Source organism: Blautia intestinihominis (assembly GCF_040096655.1).
Classification (GTDB): domain Bacteria; phylum Bacillota; class Clostridia; order Lachnospirales; family Lachnospiraceae; genus Blautia_A; species Blautia_A intestinihominis.
In genome coordinates, this window is sequence record NZ_JBBMEI010000069.1 from 1 (window position 1) to 16,581 (window position 16,581).

The 16,581-nt window shown below is 46.9% G+C and carries 9 protein-coding genes; 2 read left to right on the plus strand and 7 right to left on the minus strand.

The genetic code is table 11. The features are described from left to right. The 7 genes from WMO75_RS15700 to purF form a co-directional block, all read right to left on the minus strand. Positions 1–914, minus strand: a 914-nt coding sequence (locus WMO75_RS15700; RefSeq protein ID WP_349078465.1) for an amino acid--tRNA ligase-related protein, incomplete at its 3' end; no start/stop codon positions are given. Between the two features lie 43 nt (positions 915–957). Then, positions 958–1,506 carry an ANTAR domain-containing response regulator gene (locus WMO75_RS15705; protein ID WP_022214753.1) on the minus strand — a complete coding sequence of 183 codons (549 nt, stop codon included), beginning with the start codon at positions 1,504–1,506 and terminating at the stop codon, positions 958–960. A gap of 30 nt (positions 1,507–1,536) precedes the next feature. After that, positions 1,537–2,844 carry a type I glutamate--ammonia ligase gene (gene glnA, locus WMO75_RS15710; protein ID WP_118252291.1) on the minus strand — a complete coding sequence of 436 codons (1,308 nt, stop codon included), beginning with the start codon at positions 2,842–2,844 and terminating at the stop codon, positions 1,537–1,539. A gap of 130 nt (positions 2,845–2,974) precedes the next feature. Further along, positions 2,975–4,459 carry a glutamate synthase subunit beta gene (locus WMO75_RS15715; protein WP_022214751.1) on the minus strand — a complete coding sequence of 495 codons (1,485 nt, stop codon included), beginning with the start codon at positions 4,457–4,459 and terminating at the stop codon, positions 2,975–2,977. Between the two features lie 15 nt (positions 4,460–4,474). Then, positions 4,475–9,028 (minus strand): glutamate synthase large subunit, encoded by a 4,554-nt coding sequence (gltB, locus tag WMO75_RS15720; RefSeq protein ID WP_303223021.1) that lies wholly within the window; start codon positions 9,026–9,028, stop codon positions 4,475–4,477. Between the two features lie 32 nt (positions 9,029–9,060). After that, the gene (pyrG, locus tag WMO75_RS15725) at positions 9,061–10,698 is read right to left on the minus strand and encodes a CTP synthase (RefSeq protein WP_022214749.1); all 1,638 of its coding nucleotides are present in this window, start codon (positions 10,696–10,698) and stop codon (positions 9,061–9,063) included. A gap of 235 nt (positions 10,699–10,933) precedes the next feature. Continuing rightward, on the minus strand, positions 10,934–12,343 hold the full coding sequence (purF, locus tag WMO75_RS15730; RefSeq protein WP_118252294.1) for an amidophosphoribosyltransferase: 1,410 nt from the start codon (positions 12,341–12,343) through the stop codon (positions 10,934–10,936). A 307-nt stretch (positions 12,344–12,650) separates the two neighbouring features. Here purF and WMO75_RS15735 point away from each other — a divergent pair, with 307 nt between their 5' ends. Then, positions 12,651–14,762 (plus strand): glutamine synthetase III family protein, encoded by a 2,112-nt coding sequence (locus WMO75_RS15735; protein ID WP_227221886.1) that lies wholly within the window; start codon positions 12,651–12,653, stop codon positions 14,760–14,762. A 239-nt stretch (positions 14,763–15,001) separates the two neighbouring features. After that, positions 15,002–16,581 (plus strand): ammonium transporter (locus WMO75_RS15740; protein ID WP_349078464.1); only part of this gene is annotated, 1,580 nt, incomplete at its 3' end.

Here is a 16,581-nt window from a genome sequence, read left to right on the forward strand (position 1 = left end):
CGGATCTTACGGTTATATTTCTCGGAAACCAGTTCTTTGGCTTTGTCAAAACGAACGGCCGGGATCTTGTCGACTTTTGGAAGCTGTACTTTAAGGATCTGAAGTTCCTTTGCGTAGTCTTTCTGAAGAAGTGCTACTGCATACTGAAGAAATCCTGTTTCCATTGCCATGATCTCTTCAAAGCTGTCGATGTATCCCATCTCAAAGTCAAGGCTGGTATATTCGTTTAAGTGACGTTTGGTATTGTGTTTCTCTGCACGGAATACCGGTCCTGTCTCAAATACTCTGTCAAACACACCGACCATCATCTGTTTGTAGAACTGCGGGCTCTGTGCGAGGACCGCCGGTTTGTGGAAGTAGCTGAATTTGAAAAGGTTTGCTCCACCCTCGGCTCCTCTTGCCCCGATCTTCGGTGTGTGGATCTCTGTGAAACCGTTCTCATAGAGGTAATCACGGAAAGCACGTGTCAGCGCTTCCTGGATCTTGAATTTGGAACGTTCCTGGATGTTACGGAGTGCGATCGGACGTAAATTCAGTTTTGCCTCCAGAGATGTGTTTAATTTCCATTTGTCGATCGCCAGCGGCATCGGCTCTGCCGGCTGTGACAGGATCTCAATTTCTCTGATGCGGATCTCTCTTCCATGAGGCGCACGTTCTTCTGCATTCAGGATCCCTTTCACGCGAAGTGTCATTGCCTCTTTGAGATCATGAATGGAAAGATTTGCCTTTTCATTTTCAAAAACAGTCTGAAAAAGTCCCTCTCTTCTTCTGAGGATCACGAACGCAACATCGCCCATATTTCGGATGCTGTGAACGGCTCCTTCCAGAACAACTTCCTGATCCAGAAGTTCCTCTCCTAACAGTGCTTCCCACGAAGTAACTTCTTTTTTCCATGTACCATCCAAAAACTCCATTTCCTCATCCTCCATATTATAAGTCTCTTAAAAGTTTCTATTATTATTCATCATATAAAAGCATCAAAAGCATCTGTGCTGTTTCTACCATGTTCGTTCCGGAATCCATGCTGGATTTCTGGATATAACGGTAGGCTTCATCTTCACTTAAATGATTTCGCTGCATCAGCATCATTTTTGCATTGGATATATAGTTCTGTTCTTTCCAGGATCGTGCCTTTGGTTTCTTTTTTTCTTTTCTTTTTCTTCGCTCCTGCTGCGTCAGGATCATATTTACTGTGTTGACAAGGTCGCTTGCCTTGACCGGCATCTGTACCGACAGGATCGATGTCGGCACTTCACAGATCACTCTTGCAGACGCAAGAAGCAGCATTTCAAAATCTCTTGGCATACACTCTGAAAGATCAAGATAATTCATATCCGGAAGCCGATGACTGCAGATCAGTACGCCGCTTCCAAGTTCGGAAGCACTTGACAGAGCATTTGATGCGGTTGTACATACAGATGCAACGGTAAATCCGTGCCGCGCCAGAACCGCACGGATTTTTTTTGCATCTTCGATTTTGGGTAATGCGATCACAATGCTGCTCATACAAGTGTTCTCCTATTTTTTGTCTTATGCTTACAGGCGATACAGGTATTCTTCTACTTCCCAGTCAGTTACCTGTCTGGTATAACGCAGCCACTCATCTTTCTTCTGTGCAAGATAAGTCCTGCAGAATTCTTCGCCCAGTATTCCCCGGATCCAGGTGCTGTTTTCAAAAAGCTCGATCGCATCTTTGAGTGTTTCCGGAAGATGCTCTGTCTCCTGATCCTGTGTTGCGATATTTGACGATTTTGTAGGAGAAATTTTGTTTCGGATCCCATCCAGTCCGGCTGCAAGACATACTGCAAACACCAGGTACGGATTGGAAGATGCATCCGGACTTCTCAGTTCCACTCTTGTTCCCTCTCCTCTTGTCACAGGGATGCGGACAAGTGAATTCTGATTATTCTCTGTCCAGGTAAGTTCTGTCGGTGCATCATATCCAGGAACAAGACGCTTGTAGGAATTCACGAGAGGATTAGTGATCAGTGCCATCTCCTTGCTGTGTGCAAGAAGTCCTCCGATAAAATAACGGGCCTCTTCACTTAATTCTCCCGGATGATCTGCGTCTTCAAACAGATTTCTTCCATTTTTGAATACAGAAAACTGGATGTGCATTCCGGAACCATTTACCTCTGCTCTTGGCTTCGGCATAAAAGTTGCATGAAGGCCATGACGCTTTGCAACAATACGGACTGCCATCTTGAATGTCATGATGCAGTCTGCGATATCACGGATCTCACCATAGCTGAAATCAATCTCATGCTGTGCCGGAGCTGCTTCATGATGGGAGGATTCTACTTCCATTCCCATATCCTCGAGAGTCAGCACCATGTCACGTCTTGCATTCTCGCCAAGATCCAGCGGACTCATATCCAGGTATCCTGCTTTTTCGTGTGTTACGGTTGTCGGATTGCCATTATCGTCTGTGTGGAAAAGAAAAAACTCACACTCCGGATCGATGTAGCAGGTATATCCTTCCTGCTCCGCCTCTTCGGCTACTCTCTCAAGAATATATCTCGGGCTGTTTTTGTATGGTGTACCATCCGGCCAGTAGAGATTGCAGATCATTCTCGCAACTTTTCCCTGCTGCGGACGCCACGGCAGGATAGCAAACGTATCCAGCACCGGACGAAGATAAAGATCAGATCCCTTTTCAGGATCCATCCCTGCGATCTGTTCGCCGTTGATCATACACTGATTCGCTAACGCACGGGGAAGTTCCCGGGTCGTAACAGCGATATTCTTGATCGCACCGAACATATCAGTAAACTGAAGGCGGATGAATTCTACGTCTTCCTCCTCAACCATCTGTAATATTTCTTCTCTGGTATAATTCCCCATGCCATTCTCTCCTTATCTATTGAAAATAAAAACAAAAAAGGCGTACTTTCGGAAGGTTTACCCTCCAAAAGAACGCCTTTGTTCATGCAGGTATTATAGCAACCGGCATGGTCTTTGTCAACGTCTTTTTTCAGAGATTTGTATAACCCATCAGGGATTCATCTACGGCTTTGGCGGCTTCGCGGCCCTCGCGGATCGCCCATACGACCAGAGACTGTCCTCTGTGCATGTCGCCAGCTGTGAAGACTCTCGGTACAGAAGTTGCGTAGGCATCCGGTTTTGTCTCAACGTTTGTTCTTCCATTGATCGCTACGTGAAATGCATCGGTTACGTATTTCTGGCTTCCGAGGAATCCTGCTGCGATCAGGACCAGATCTGCAGGGATCACTTTCTCGCTTCCCTCAACCGGAACCATCATCATCCTTCCGGTCTTTTCGTCTTTTTGTGCTTTGAGGTCTACGATCTTTGCCTTGCACACATTGCCTTTTTTGTCAGCGATAAATTCGGTGACGGTTGTCTGATAGATCCGTGGATCATGTCCGAAGACTGCGATCGCTTCTTCCTGGCCGTAGTCTGTCTTGAGGACTCTCGGCCACTGCGGCCACGGGTTGTTTGCAGCACGCTCAACCGGCGGTTTCGGCATCATCTCAAGCTGTGTCACAGATTTTGCACCAAGACGGACGGAAGTTCCTACGCAGTCATTTCCTGTATCACCACCACCGATGACAAGGACATGTTTGCCTTTTGCCAGTTCATATGGAACTTTTTCGAAGTTGCTGTCGAGAAGTGTCTTTGTGACCATTCCGAGGAAGTCTACTGCGAAATAGATCCCTTTTGCCTCTCTTCCAGGCACTTTGATGTCACGCGGGTTGGAAGCTCCGCAGGCAAGCACGACTCTGTCATACTGTTTCAGCAGGTCTTCTGCCTTGATGTCCTTGCCCACGTTTGTATTGAGGACAAATTTTACTCCTTCTTCTTCCATGAGACGGATTCTTCTGTCTATTACAGATTTCTCCAGTTTCATGTTCGGGATACCGTAGCGGAGAAGTCCGCCCGGGCGGTCGCTTCTTTCATAAACTGTAACACTGTGGCCTCGTCTATTGAGCTGCTGTGCTGCTGCAAGTCCGGATGGACCGCTTCCGATCACGGCGATGGTCTTGCCGGTGCGGACATTCGGTTTCTGCGGCTGGACCCAGCCTTCTTTGTAAGCGGTCTCAATGATCGCTCTTTCGTTTTCCTTTGTGGAAACCGGCTCTCCGTTTAAGTTACAGGTGCAGGCTGCCTCGCAGAGTGCAGGACACACTCTGGAAGTAAACTCCGGAAAACTGTGTGTCTTGGAAAGTCTCAAATATGCCTGTTTCCAGTTTCCTGTATATACCAGATCGTTTGTCTCAGGAACAAGGTTGTGCAGAGGACAGCCGGATGCCATTCCTCCGAGCATCATTCCTGACTGGCAGAAAGGAACGCCGCATGCCATGCAGCGTGCCCCCTGAAGTTTCTGTTTTTCTTTGCTGAGTGGAGTCCGGAACTCATTGAAATTGGCAATCCGGACCTTTGGCGGCAGTACTTTGGCTGTCTCTCTGTTATATTCTAAAAATCCTGTTGGCTTTCCCATGTTTCCTCATCCTCCTTAATGCTTTGCTCCGATGCTTTCGTAAAATGCTTCCATCTGTGCCTGCTCACTTGTCAGTCCTTTTTCTTCCAGTTTGGCGCTGAGTGTAAGCATCTTTTTATATTCGTTCGGAATCAGTTTCTTAAAGTGCGGCAGGTAAGCATCAAAGTCAGCAAGCACTTTTGCACCCAGTTTGGAGCCTGTTGCCGCAACATGGGCTTCGATCAGATCACGAAGTTCTTTCTTATCATATTTGTTCTCTACTTTTTCGATAGAGATCATTGCCTTGTTGATGTTTTTGTAAAGTTTGTTCTCAACATCAAGTACGTAAGCGATACCGCCGCTCATACCTGCTGCGAAGTTCTTTCCGGTGCGTCCGAGGACTACGACACGACCGCCTGTCATATACTCGCATCCGTGCTCGCCGACACCCTCTACAACTGCGTAAGCACCTGAGTTACGGACTGCAAAACGTTCTCCGGCAACACCGTTGATAAATGCATATCCACTGGTAGCACCGTAGAGTGCAACGTTACCGATGATGATGTTTTCTTCCGGTTTGTAAGCTGCTTTTTCCGGAACTTTGACGATCAGTTTACCACCGGAAAGTCCCTTTCCGAAGTAGTCGTTGCTGTCACCGGTAAGGTTCAGTGTAAGACCCTTAGGGATAAAAGCACCGAAACTCTGTCCGCCGGCTCCGTGACAGTTGATCACGATCGTGTCATCCGGAAGTCCCTTTCCGGTCTGTCTGGTGATCTCTGCACCGAGGATCGTACCAAAGGTACGGTCTGTGTTTGTTACGTCTACATCGAGTTCGATATGTTCACCTTTGGCGATCGCTTTGCCGCATTTCTTGAGAAGGACTTTTTCATCCAGAGTTTTTTCCAGTTCGAAGTTGTAAACTGCCTTTGGATCGAAGGTCACTTTCTGTCCGTTTCCAGCATATGGGTTATCGAGGATCGCGCTTAAGTCAACTTTGCCTTTGTGCGGCTCTGCCTGGGAAGCTTCCACAGACTGTCTTAAGAGGTCTGTACGTCCTACCATCTCATCGACAGTGTGAACACCAAGGCGTGCCATATATTCTCTCAACTCCTGAGCGATAAATCTCATGAAGTTTTCTACGTATTCCGGTTTTCCACGGAAACGTTTACGAAGTTCCGGGTTCTGTGTTGCCACACCGACCGGGCAGGTATCCAGGTTGCAGACACGCATCATGACGCATCCCATGGTTACAAGCGGAGCTGTCGCAAAACCAAATTCCTCTGCACCGAGAAGTGCTGCAATGGCAACGTCACGGCCGCTCATCAGTTTACCGTCTGTCTCGATGCGAACACGGTTACGGAGCCCGTTCATGATCAGGGTCTGGTGTGTCTCGGCAAGACCAAGTTCCCACGGAAGTCCTGCATTGTGGATGGAACTTCTCGGTGCTGCACCGGTACCTCCATCGTATCCTGAGATCAGGACTGTCTGTGCTCCGGCTTTTGCAACACCGGCTGCGACTGTACCTACACCGGCCTCAGAAACAAGTTTTACAGAGATATCTGCATAAACGTTTGAGTTCTTAAGGTCATAGATCAGTTGTGCCAGGTCCTCGATAGAGTAGATATCGTGGTGCGGCGGCGGGGAGATCAGGCTTACGCCAGGTGTGGAATGACGGGTCTTTGCAATCCACGGATAAACTTTCTTTGCCGGAAGATGTCCGCCTTCACCTGGTTTTGCACCCTGTGCCATCTTGATCTGGATCTCTCTTGCGGATACCAGATAGCTGCTGGTAACACCGAAACGTCCGCTGGCAACCTGTTTGATCGCAGAACAGCGGTCATTTTCACTTCCTGCGGAAGCGATACGCTCATCACTCTCTCCACCTTCACCTGTGTTGGATTTTCCATGGAGATGGTTCATGGCGATCGCAAGTGTCTCATGTGCTTCCTGGGAAATAGATCCGTAGGACATCGCACCTGTCTTGAAACGTTTTACGATCTCATCTACGCTTTCTACTTCGTCGATCGGGATCGCTTTTTCCGGATAATTGAATTCCAGAAGTCCACGAAGGGCTCCATGGCTTTCCTGGTCTACGACTTTTGTATATTCTTTGAACAGTGCATAGCTTCCTGTTCTTGTAGATTCCTGAAGGAGATGGATCGTCTGCGGATTGTAGCGGTGTTCCTCTCCCTGGCTTCTCATCTTGTGTGCACCGACACTGTCAAGTGTCAAGTCTGTGTTCAGTCCCAGCGGATCAAAGGCTTCAGAGTGAAGTCTGTCTACGTTCTCCTCGATATCTTCCAGTGTGATTCCGCCTACACGGCTTACAGTTCCTGTAAAGTATTTATCGATAACATCCTTAGAGATACCGATTGCCTCAAAGATCTGAGATCCCTGATAAGACTGGATCGTAGAAATACCCATCTTGGATGCGATCTTGACGATGCCACTTAAGACTGCGTGGTTATAATCCTCAACTGCTGCATAATAATCTTTATCCAGCATATGGGTATCGATCAGCTCGCGGATCGTTTCCAGTGCGAGATATGGGTTGACTGCACTTGCACCATAACCGAGAAGAGTTGCGAAATGATGGACTTCTCTCGGCTCGCCGGATTCTACGATCAGACCCAGGGAAGTACTCTTCTTGGTTTTTACGAGATGCTGATGTACTGCGGATACCGCCAGAAGAGACGGGATCGGCATATGGTTTTCATCTACTCCACGGTCAGAAAGTACGAGGATGTTTGCGCCGTCACGGAATGCCTTGTCAACCTCCACGAAGAGACGGTCGATCGCTCTCTCCAGTTTCGTACTCTTATAATAGAGAGTAGATACAACAGCAACTTTGAATCCATCTGCCTTCATGTTTTTGATCTTGAGCATGTCTGTATTTGTGAGGATCGGATGAAGGATCTTGAGTACATGGCAGTTTTCCGGCTGCTGTACCAGAAGGTTTCCGTCCTTACCTACATAAACGCTTGTGGAGGTAACGATCTCTTCACGGATCGCATCGATCGGCGGGTTTGTTACCTGTGCAAAAAGCTGTTTGAAATAGTCGAATAAAGGTCTGTGCTCATTGGAGAGGACAGCAAGCGGGGTATCTACACCCATGGCTCCGATACTCTCTGCTCCGTTTAATGCCATGTTGCGGATAGAGGTACGGTACTGTTCGTAAGTATATCCGAACGCTTTCTGAAGGCGTGCACGGTGTTCCGGTGTGTACTCTTCCATACGGATATTCGGGATCTTGATGTCTTTAAGCTGTACGAGATTACTGTTCAGCCATTCGCCGTACGGCTGCATTTTTGCGTATTTTTCTTTCAGTTCATCATCGTCGAGGACTTTTCCCTGAACAGTATCTACCAGGAGCATTTTGCCCGGATGGAGACGTTCTTTGAGAACAATCTTCTCTTCCGGAACCGGCATGACACCGACCTCAGAAGAAAGGATCATATAGCCGTCGGAAGTAATATAATATCTGGATGGACGAAGACCATTACGGTCAAGGACTGCACCCATCACATCACCATCGGAGAACAGGATGGAAGCCGGTCCGTCCCACGGCTCCATCATGGTTGCATAATACTGATAGAAATCTCTCTTCTCCTGGGAGATCGTGTCGTTGTATGCCCATGGCTCCGGGATCGTGATCATGACTGCAAGCGGAAGTTCCATACCACTCATTACAAGGAATTCCAGTGTATTGTCAAGCATTGCAGAGTCGGAACCGTTGCGGTTTACGACCGGAAGGACTTTGTGAAGCTGGCCTTTGAGGTATGGAGATTCCATATTTTCTTCTCTGGCGAGCATCTTGTCGGCATTTCCACGGATGGTGTTAATCTCTCCGTTGTGTACGATGAAACGGTTCGGATGTGCTCTCTCCCAGCTTGGGTTTGTGTTGGTACTGAATCTGGAATGTACCATTGCGATCGCGGATTCATACTCCGAATTCTGCAGGTCTGCAAAGAAAGTACGAAGCTGTCCGACCAGGAACATACCTTTGTAAACGATCGTTCTGCTGCTCATAGAAACAACATAAGTGTTGTCATTACTCTGTTCAAACTCACGACGTGCGATGTAGAGCATACGATCGAATGGGAGACCCTTTTCGACATCCTGTGGTTTTTTGATGAATGCCTGCATGATGCATGGCATGCACTCTCTTGCCTTGTGTCCGAGGACCTCCGGGATCACAGGAACGTTTCTCCATCCGAGAAGCTCCAGTCCTTCTTTTTCCACGATGATCTCGAACATTTTTTTTGCCTGGGCGCGTTTGATCTCGTGCTGCGGGAAGAAGAACTGTGCGATACCATATTCTCTTTCCTCACCGATATCAAAGCCCTCTTTCTTACAGGCTTTTTTGAAAAATTTATGGGAGATCTGCAGAAGGATACCAACACCGTCACCGGTTTTTCCCTCTGCATCCTTACCTGCACGATGCTCCAGATGTTCTACGATCCTGAGAGCATTCGCAACAGTTTCATGTGTTTTCTTTCCTTTGATGTTGACAACTGCGCCGATACCACAGTTGTCATGCTCAAATTCCTGGCGATACAGGCCCTGTTCTTCTCTCGTTACTTCCTGCATAATCTTCGTCCTCTCTATCAAAAAAAATTATATTATTCTTTATTTTGCTGTTTCCTGCTTTCTTTCTCCTTTGCGTATGCGTCTGCTGCTTTTACAAAGCCGCGGAATAAAGGATGTGCATGGTTCGGTCTGGATTTGAATTCCGGATGTCCCTGGGTTCCCTCGTAGAACGGATGATCCTTGATCTCGATCATCTCTACGATATGTCCGTCAGGGGAAGTTCCGGCGATCGTCATGCCTTTCGCAGCAAGCTCTTCACGGAATGCGTTGTTGACTTCATAACGATGTCTGTGACGTTCCTGGATCTCTTTCTTTCCAAAAAGTTCCAGTGCTTTGGAGTTATCTGCAAGTACACATGGATAGCTTCCAAGTCTTAAAGTTCCTCCAAGGTCTTCTACGCTCTCCTGATCCGGCATCAGTGCGATCACCGGATGTTTGGTAGCTGGGTTCAGCTCGATGCTGTTTGCATCTTCGTATCCTAATACGTGGCGGGCGAATTCTACGATCGCCATCTGCATTCCAAGGCAGATCCCAAGGTACGGGATCTTGTGGACACGGGCATACTGTGCTGCCAGGATCATTCCCTCTGTACCTCTGTTTCCAAATCCTCCCGGAACAAGGATACCGTCTACATTATGAAGTGTCTGGTCGAGATTCTTCTCATTTAATTCTTCAGAATCCACCCAGGTCAGTTCTACTTTGGCTCTGCAGGAAATCCCGCCGTGTTTCAGAGCTTCCACAACACTTAAGTAGGCATCATGGAGCTGTGTATATTTTCCTACCATTGCAATGTTTACTGTGCTCTCCGGATTTCTCAGATCGTTGACCATCTCTGTCCACTCGGTAAGATCCGGTTTGCGGTTCTCAAGTCTCAAGGATTCCAGAACTACATCGGCAAGTTTTTCTCTTTCCATTGCAAGAGGAGCTTCATATAAATATTCTACATCAAGGTTCTGTAATACATGGCTGACCGGTACGTTACAAAACAGTGCGATCTTGCCTTTGATCTCATCTGTCAGCGGATGTTCGCTTCTGCATACCAGAACGTCCGGCTGGATTCCCATTCCCTGAAGTTCCTTGACACTTGCCTGGGTCGGTTTGGTCTTCATTTCCTCAGAAGCTTTGAGGTATGGGATCAGGGTTACATGAATGAGGATTGCATTGTCATGTCCCACATCATGCTGGAACTGACGGATGGATTCCAGGAACGGCTGGCTCTCGATGTCACCAACGGTTCCTCCGACCTCGATGATCGCGATTCTCTCTTCTTCCGGTGATTTGGCGCGGTAAAAACGGCTCTTGATCTCATTTGTAATATGAGGAATGACCTGTACTGTCCCTCCTCCAAAATCTCCGTGACGCTCTTTCTGCAGGACTGACCAGTAGATCTTACCGGTTGTCACGTTGGAATTTTTATCAAGGCTTTCATCGATAAATCTCTCATAATGACCAAGATCCAGGTCTGTCTCTGTACCGTCATCAGTAACAAAGACCTCTCCATGCTGGATCGGGTTCATGGTTCCCGGATCGATATTGATATAAGGATCAAATTTCTGCATGGTCACCTGATAACCTCTTGCCTTGAGAAGCCTTCCCAGGGACGCTGCCGTGATCCCTTTACCCAGTCCGGATACAACACCGCCTGTAACAAAAACATATTTAACTGACATTGTGATTTCCTCCTCCATCTGTGTTACACATATTTGTCTGATAAAAGAAAAAGCGCCAGAAGCGGATGAAGGGGCTGGTTTACCCTTATCTGCCTCTGACGCCTTTGTCAGACACGACTCTTAAATATGTGCATTACTATACCGTATTTTGGACACTTTGTAAATATGTAATTTTTATATAAATCGCATTTTTTTATCTTTTTTTCCTGCACATTCTGCCAAAATCAGTGACAGTTTAACAGCCGCAGTCGATCTTCTTATTCAGTTCTGCCTCAACATCCAGCGGATAATTTCCGTCAAAACATGCCTTGCAGAGAGGAAGTCCTCCTGCCATTCCCTCCAGGAACTCACTCTGCATGTATCCAAGGGAATCTGCACCGATCATCTTGCGGATCTCTTCGGTGCTGTGATTGGAAGCGATCAGCTGGTCATTGGACGGTACGTCTGTTCCGAAATAACATGGATGTAAGAACGGCGGAGAACTGATACGTACATGCACTTCCAGTGCCCCGGCTTTCTTGAGCATACGGATCAGGTTCGCGATCGTGGTTCCTCTTACGATAGAGTCATCGACCAGAACGATCCTCTTACCCTTAACTGCTGATTCCAGCACGCTCAGTTTGAGGTGAACGCTGGATTCACGCTCTTCCTGGGTCGGTTTAATGAAGGTTCGTCCAATATAACTGTTCTTATAAAAAGCAAATCCAAATGGAATGCCGGATTCTTCGGAATATCCCTTGGCTGCCGGAATGCCGGACTCCGGTACACCAGCCACAAGATCTGCTTCTACAGGATAAGATTTTGCAAGAGATTTACCGCCGCGGATACGTGCATCGTAGATCTTGACGCCATCCATCTCGCTGTCCAGTCTTGCAAAATAAATATATTCAAATACACAGTGTGCATGTTTACCGCCGGCGAGTTCTTTGTTGGATTCGATGCCTTTCTTTGAGATGGTGACCATCTCTCCTGGTTCGATATCTCTTACGAACTCTGCGCCGACAGAGGTCAGTGCACAGCTTTCGGATGCGAGGACATAGGTATTATCCCTCTTGCCAAGGCAGAGCGGTTTCAGTCCGAGCGGATCACGGATACCGATCAGTTTACGCGGGCTCATGACCACAAGTGCATAAGCACCTTTGAGTTTGTGCGCGGTCTTGAGAACGGCATCCTCTACTGTCCTGGTGTGTACACGCTCTCTCGCTATATGGAACGCAATGACTTCTGAGTCCGTAGTCGTATGGAAGATCGCTCCATTCTGGATCAGTTCCCATTTCAGTTCTGGTGTGTTGATCAGGTTTCCATTGTGTGCAAGTGCAAGTGTTCCCTTAATATAGGACAGGACAAGCGGCTGTGCATTCTCTGCTACCGATGCTCCTGTCGTTGAATAACGTACATGACCGATGCCAAGATCTCCTTCCATATTGCGGATAGTATTCTCACGAAGGACTTCACTTACAAGTCCGAGATCCTTATGAAACTGGATGTTTCCTCTTTCGCCCTCTGTGCGGGAAACTGCAAGTCCGCAGGACTCCTGTCCACGGTGCTGCAAAGATGTAAGACCATAATAAATAGAGGGAACCACATTCCCTCCATCCAGATCGTACATACCAAATACGCCGCAGGCTTCCTTTAATTCTGCCATCAGAATTTCCTCCCATTCTTTTCAAATGCTTTCTGAAGTGCTTTTCACAGTGAAATTATAATAGAAGAAAGTGATTTGTCAACCCTTGTCCCCTCAAAAAAGCATACAAATAAATTCATCCGTCCAAACAAAAAATTTGAAAATTTTTTCGAAAAAGTTGTTGACATCCAGATTTTTTTGTGTATACTACAACACATAAGCAACGGCGCTTTGGAAAACAAAATCCAAGGCGCCTTTTTTGTTTATCTGAGAGTTTTTATTTAATTACGAAATTAAGATTAATGGAGCATTGAAAGGAGATTTTATTATGGCACAGAGCATTCCTGAAATCTACGGCAGTCTTGTTTTTAACGACAAGATCATGCGTGAGAAATTACCGAAAGACATGTACAAGGCACTGAAAAAAACGATCGAGAATGGTACACACCTGGAACTTGATGTTGCCAACTCCGTTGCAGTTGCCATGAAAGAATGGGCTCTCGAACATGGAGCTACCCATTACACTCACTGGTTCCAGCCAATGACAAACTTCACCGCAGAAAAACATGACAGCTTCATCTCCCCGACAGGCGACGGACAGGTGATCATGGAATTCTCCGGTAAAGAACTTGTAAAAGGCGAGCCGGATGCATCCAGTTTCCCGTCAGGCGGTCTTCGTGCTACATTTGAAGCAAGAGGATATACCGCATGGGACCCTACATCACCGGCATTCATCAAAGACCGTACCCTTTATATCCCGACTGCATTCTGCTCCTACAGCGGAGAGGCACTGGATAAGAAAACACCTCTTCTTCGTTCCATGGATACCCTGAACAAAGAGGCTGTCAAGATCCTCCGCCTTCTCGGAAATACAGAAGTAAAACATATCGATACCACCGTTGGTCCGGAACAGGAATACTTCCTGGTAGACAAAGACCTCTATAATAAGAGAAAAGACCTGATCTTCTGCGGACGTACCCTGATCGGTGCTCCGGCTCCAAAAGGACAGGAAATGGAAGACCACTACTTCGGAACCCTGAAACCTCGTGTATCTGCTTACATGCATGACCTGGACGAAGAGCTCTGGAAACTTGGAATTCCGGCTAAAACAAAACATAACGAAGTTGCTCCTGCACAGCACGAGCTGGCTCCTGTATTCGATACCACAAACGTAGCAGTTGACCACAACCAGCTGACAATGGAGATCATGAAAAAAGTAGCTGCCAAACACAACATGGTATGCCTGCTCCATGAGAAGCCATTCGAAGGAATCAACGGAAGTGGTAAACACAACAACTGGTCCATGAGCACAGACACAGGTGTCAACCTTCTTGATCCTGGCAAAACACCTGCAGAAAATACACAGTTCCTGGTATTCCTTGTAGCAGTCATCAAAGCAGTGGATGATTACGCAGATCTTCTCCGTATCTCTGTTGCAAGCGCAGGAAACGATCACCGTCTTGGTGCAAACGAAGCTCCGCCGGCAGTTGTATCTATCTTCCTTGGCGATGAGCTGACAGAAGTACTCAAAGCGATCGAAAACGACGAATTCTTCGTTGGACACGGTGCTGTTCAGATGGATATCGGAGCAAAAGTACTTCCGCACTTCGTAAAAGACAACACAGACAGAAACCGTACTTCACCGTTCGCATTCACAGGAAACAAATTCGAGTTCCGTATGCTTGGATCTTCTTCTTCCGTAGCAAACCCGAACATCATCCTCAACACTGCTGTTGCTGAAGTATTAAGCCAGTTCTATGGGGAACTCAAAGATGTTCCGGCTGACGGAATGGAATCCGCTGTTCATGAATTACTCAAAAAGACCATCAAAGAACACAAACGTATCATCTTCAACGGAAACGGTTATACAGATGAATGGATCGAAGAAGCAGAAAAACGCGGTCTCTACAACCTGGTATCTACTCCGGATGCACTGCCGCACTTCACCGATGAAAAGAATGAAAAACTTCTTACCAGCCATCACATCTTTACACATGCAGAGCTTCATTCCCGTTATGAGATCAAGCTTGAGAACTATGTAAAGACACTTCATATCGAAGCCGGCACTATGGTTGAGATCATCCAGAAAGATCTTCTTCCGGCAGTTACTACATATATGGAAAAACTGGCTCAGACTGCAGCACTTAAGAAATCAGTCGTTCCGGATATCTCCGTATCCGCAGAAGCTGCACTTCTTACCAGACTGACAGAACTTTCTGAGACCATGGTCAAAGATCTGGAAAGACTCAAAGAGGATACTGCAATGGCAGAATACGAAGTCGACAAAAATCTTCTCAAGAGTGCAAAACTCTATCAGAGTGTTGTACTTACCGATATGGAAAAAGTTCGTGTTTCCGCTGATGCAGCAGAAGCTCTGATCCCGGATTCTATCCTTCCATATCCGACATACGGCAAACTGTTATTCTCCATCTCTGACTGATTCAGAGGACAACAGACAATTTCATACCGGTAAAACCAGGGGATATCTCATGAAACATGAACTACTTCATAATTCATTATCGATTTCCTCATCCATTAATCACACGATACGGTATCCCCTGTTTTACATATACTTGATTCGTAAAGGCGCGAAAATGATGAAATTTCATTCTCGCGCCTTTTCTGAATATTGAAGCCACACTAATCTTGTCAACTTTTTAGGGAAAGAGAGGTAACTTTATGTATTCATCAGTAAACACTATATGGGTGCTTTTTGGCGCCGCGCTTGTCTTCTTTATGCAGGCCGGATTTGCAATGGTAGAAACCGGCTTCACCAGAGCAAAAAACGCTGGTAACATCATCATGAAAAACCTTATGGACTTCTGTATCGGTACTCCTACTTTCTGGATCGTCGGATTCGGGATCATGTTTGGAGCAGGAAACGGATTCTTCGGAAAGATCGGCGGCATTGCCACAGAGGCAAATTATGGTTCCGCAATGCTTCCTGACGGCGTTCCGTTCTGGGCATTTCTGATCTTCCAGACAGTATTCTGTGCAACCTCCGCTACGATCGTATCCGGAGCCATGGCAGAACGTACTAAATTTTCTTCCTATTGTATCTACAGTTTCCTGATCAGCCTGATCGTTTACCCGGTATCCGGACACTGGATCTGGGGCGGCGGATTTATCAGCCAGATGGGCTTCCATGATTTTGCAGGTTCCTGTGCAGTACATATGGTCGGTGGTGTTGCAGCATTTATCGGTGCCATCATCCTTGGACCTCGTATCGGCAAATACGGAAAAGACGGCAAGTCCAAAGCGATTCCTGGACATAACCTTACCATCGGTGCTTTAGGTGTATTCATCCTCTGGTTCTGCTGGTTCGGATTCAACGGTGCATCTACCGTCAGCATGGAAGGCGATGCTATCGTAAGTGCAGGTAAGATCTTCGTAACTACTAACCTTGCAGCAGCTGTTGCAACTGTCACTGTTCTTCTTATCACATGGGTAAGATACAAAAAACCTGATGTTTCCATGTCCCTCAACGGATCTCTTGCAGGTCTGGTAGCGATCACAGCAGGTTGTGATACCGTTTCTCCTACATCTGCAGCTATCATCGGTATCGCTTCTGGTTTTGTTGTAGTATTTGGTATTGAATTTATTGACAAAGTACTCAAAGTCGATGACCCGGTTGGTGCTGTCGGCGTTCACGGATTAAACGGTGCCTTTGGTACTCTTGCTGTTGGTCTTTTCTCCGATGGTACAGGTACGGAATGGAAAGGTCTCCTCGTAGGCGGCGGTTTCCACGGATTTGGTGTACAGTTTATCGGTATGATCATCACCATCGCATGGGTTGCTGTTACTATGACGATCATTTTCCAGGCGATCAAACATACGGTTGGTCTTCGTGTAACTGCTGAAGAAGAGATCGAAGGTCTGGACTCCAAAGAACATGGTCTTACAAGTGCATACGACGGATTCGTTGTACACGACACTATGACTGTTCCAACACCTATGGGTGTTACAAAAGCAGCTCCTTCCGCAAACACTTCCGCAAATGTTGCACCTGCTGAAGTTGCAACCACCATTCCGGAACTTCCGAAGGAAGGCGTACATAAACTGACAAAAATTGTTATCATCACACGACAGAGCAAACTTGAAGAATTCATGCATGCAATGAATGAGATCGGTGTTACCGGTATCACCATCACAAACGTTATGGGATGCGGTGTACAGAAAGGTTCCCGTTCCTACTACCGTGGTGTTGAGATGGATATGAACCTGCTGCCGAAGATCAAGATTGAGATCGTAGTCAGCCT

Coding starts and splice junctions, on each gene's coding strand:
- pyrG (WP_022214749.1), bottom strand. CDS start 10,698: ATGTCAGTTAAATATGTTTTTGTTACAGGCGGTGTTGTATCCGGACTG.
- purF (WP_118252294.1), bottom strand. CDS start 12,343: ATGGCAGAATTAAAGGAAGCCTGCGGCGTATTTGGTATGTACGATCTG.
- WMO75_RS15735 (WP_227221886.1), top strand. CDS start 12,651: ATGGCACAGAGCATTCCTGAAATCTACGGCAGTCTTGTTTTTAACGAC.
- WMO75_RS15715 (WP_022214751.1), bottom strand. CDS start 4,459: ATGGGAAAGCCAACAGGATTTTTAGAATATAACAGAGAGACAGCCAAA.
- WMO75_RS15705 (WP_022214753.1), bottom strand. CDS start 1,506: ATGAGCAGCATTGTGATCGCATTACCCAAAATCGAAGATGCAAAAAAA.
- gltB (WP_303223021.1), bottom strand. CDS start 9,028: ATGCAGGAAGTAACGAGAGAAGAACAGGGCCTGTATCGCCAGGAATTT.
- glnA (WP_118252291.1), bottom strand. CDS start 2,844: ATGGGGAATTATACCAGAGAAGAAATATTACAGATGGTTGAGGAGGAA.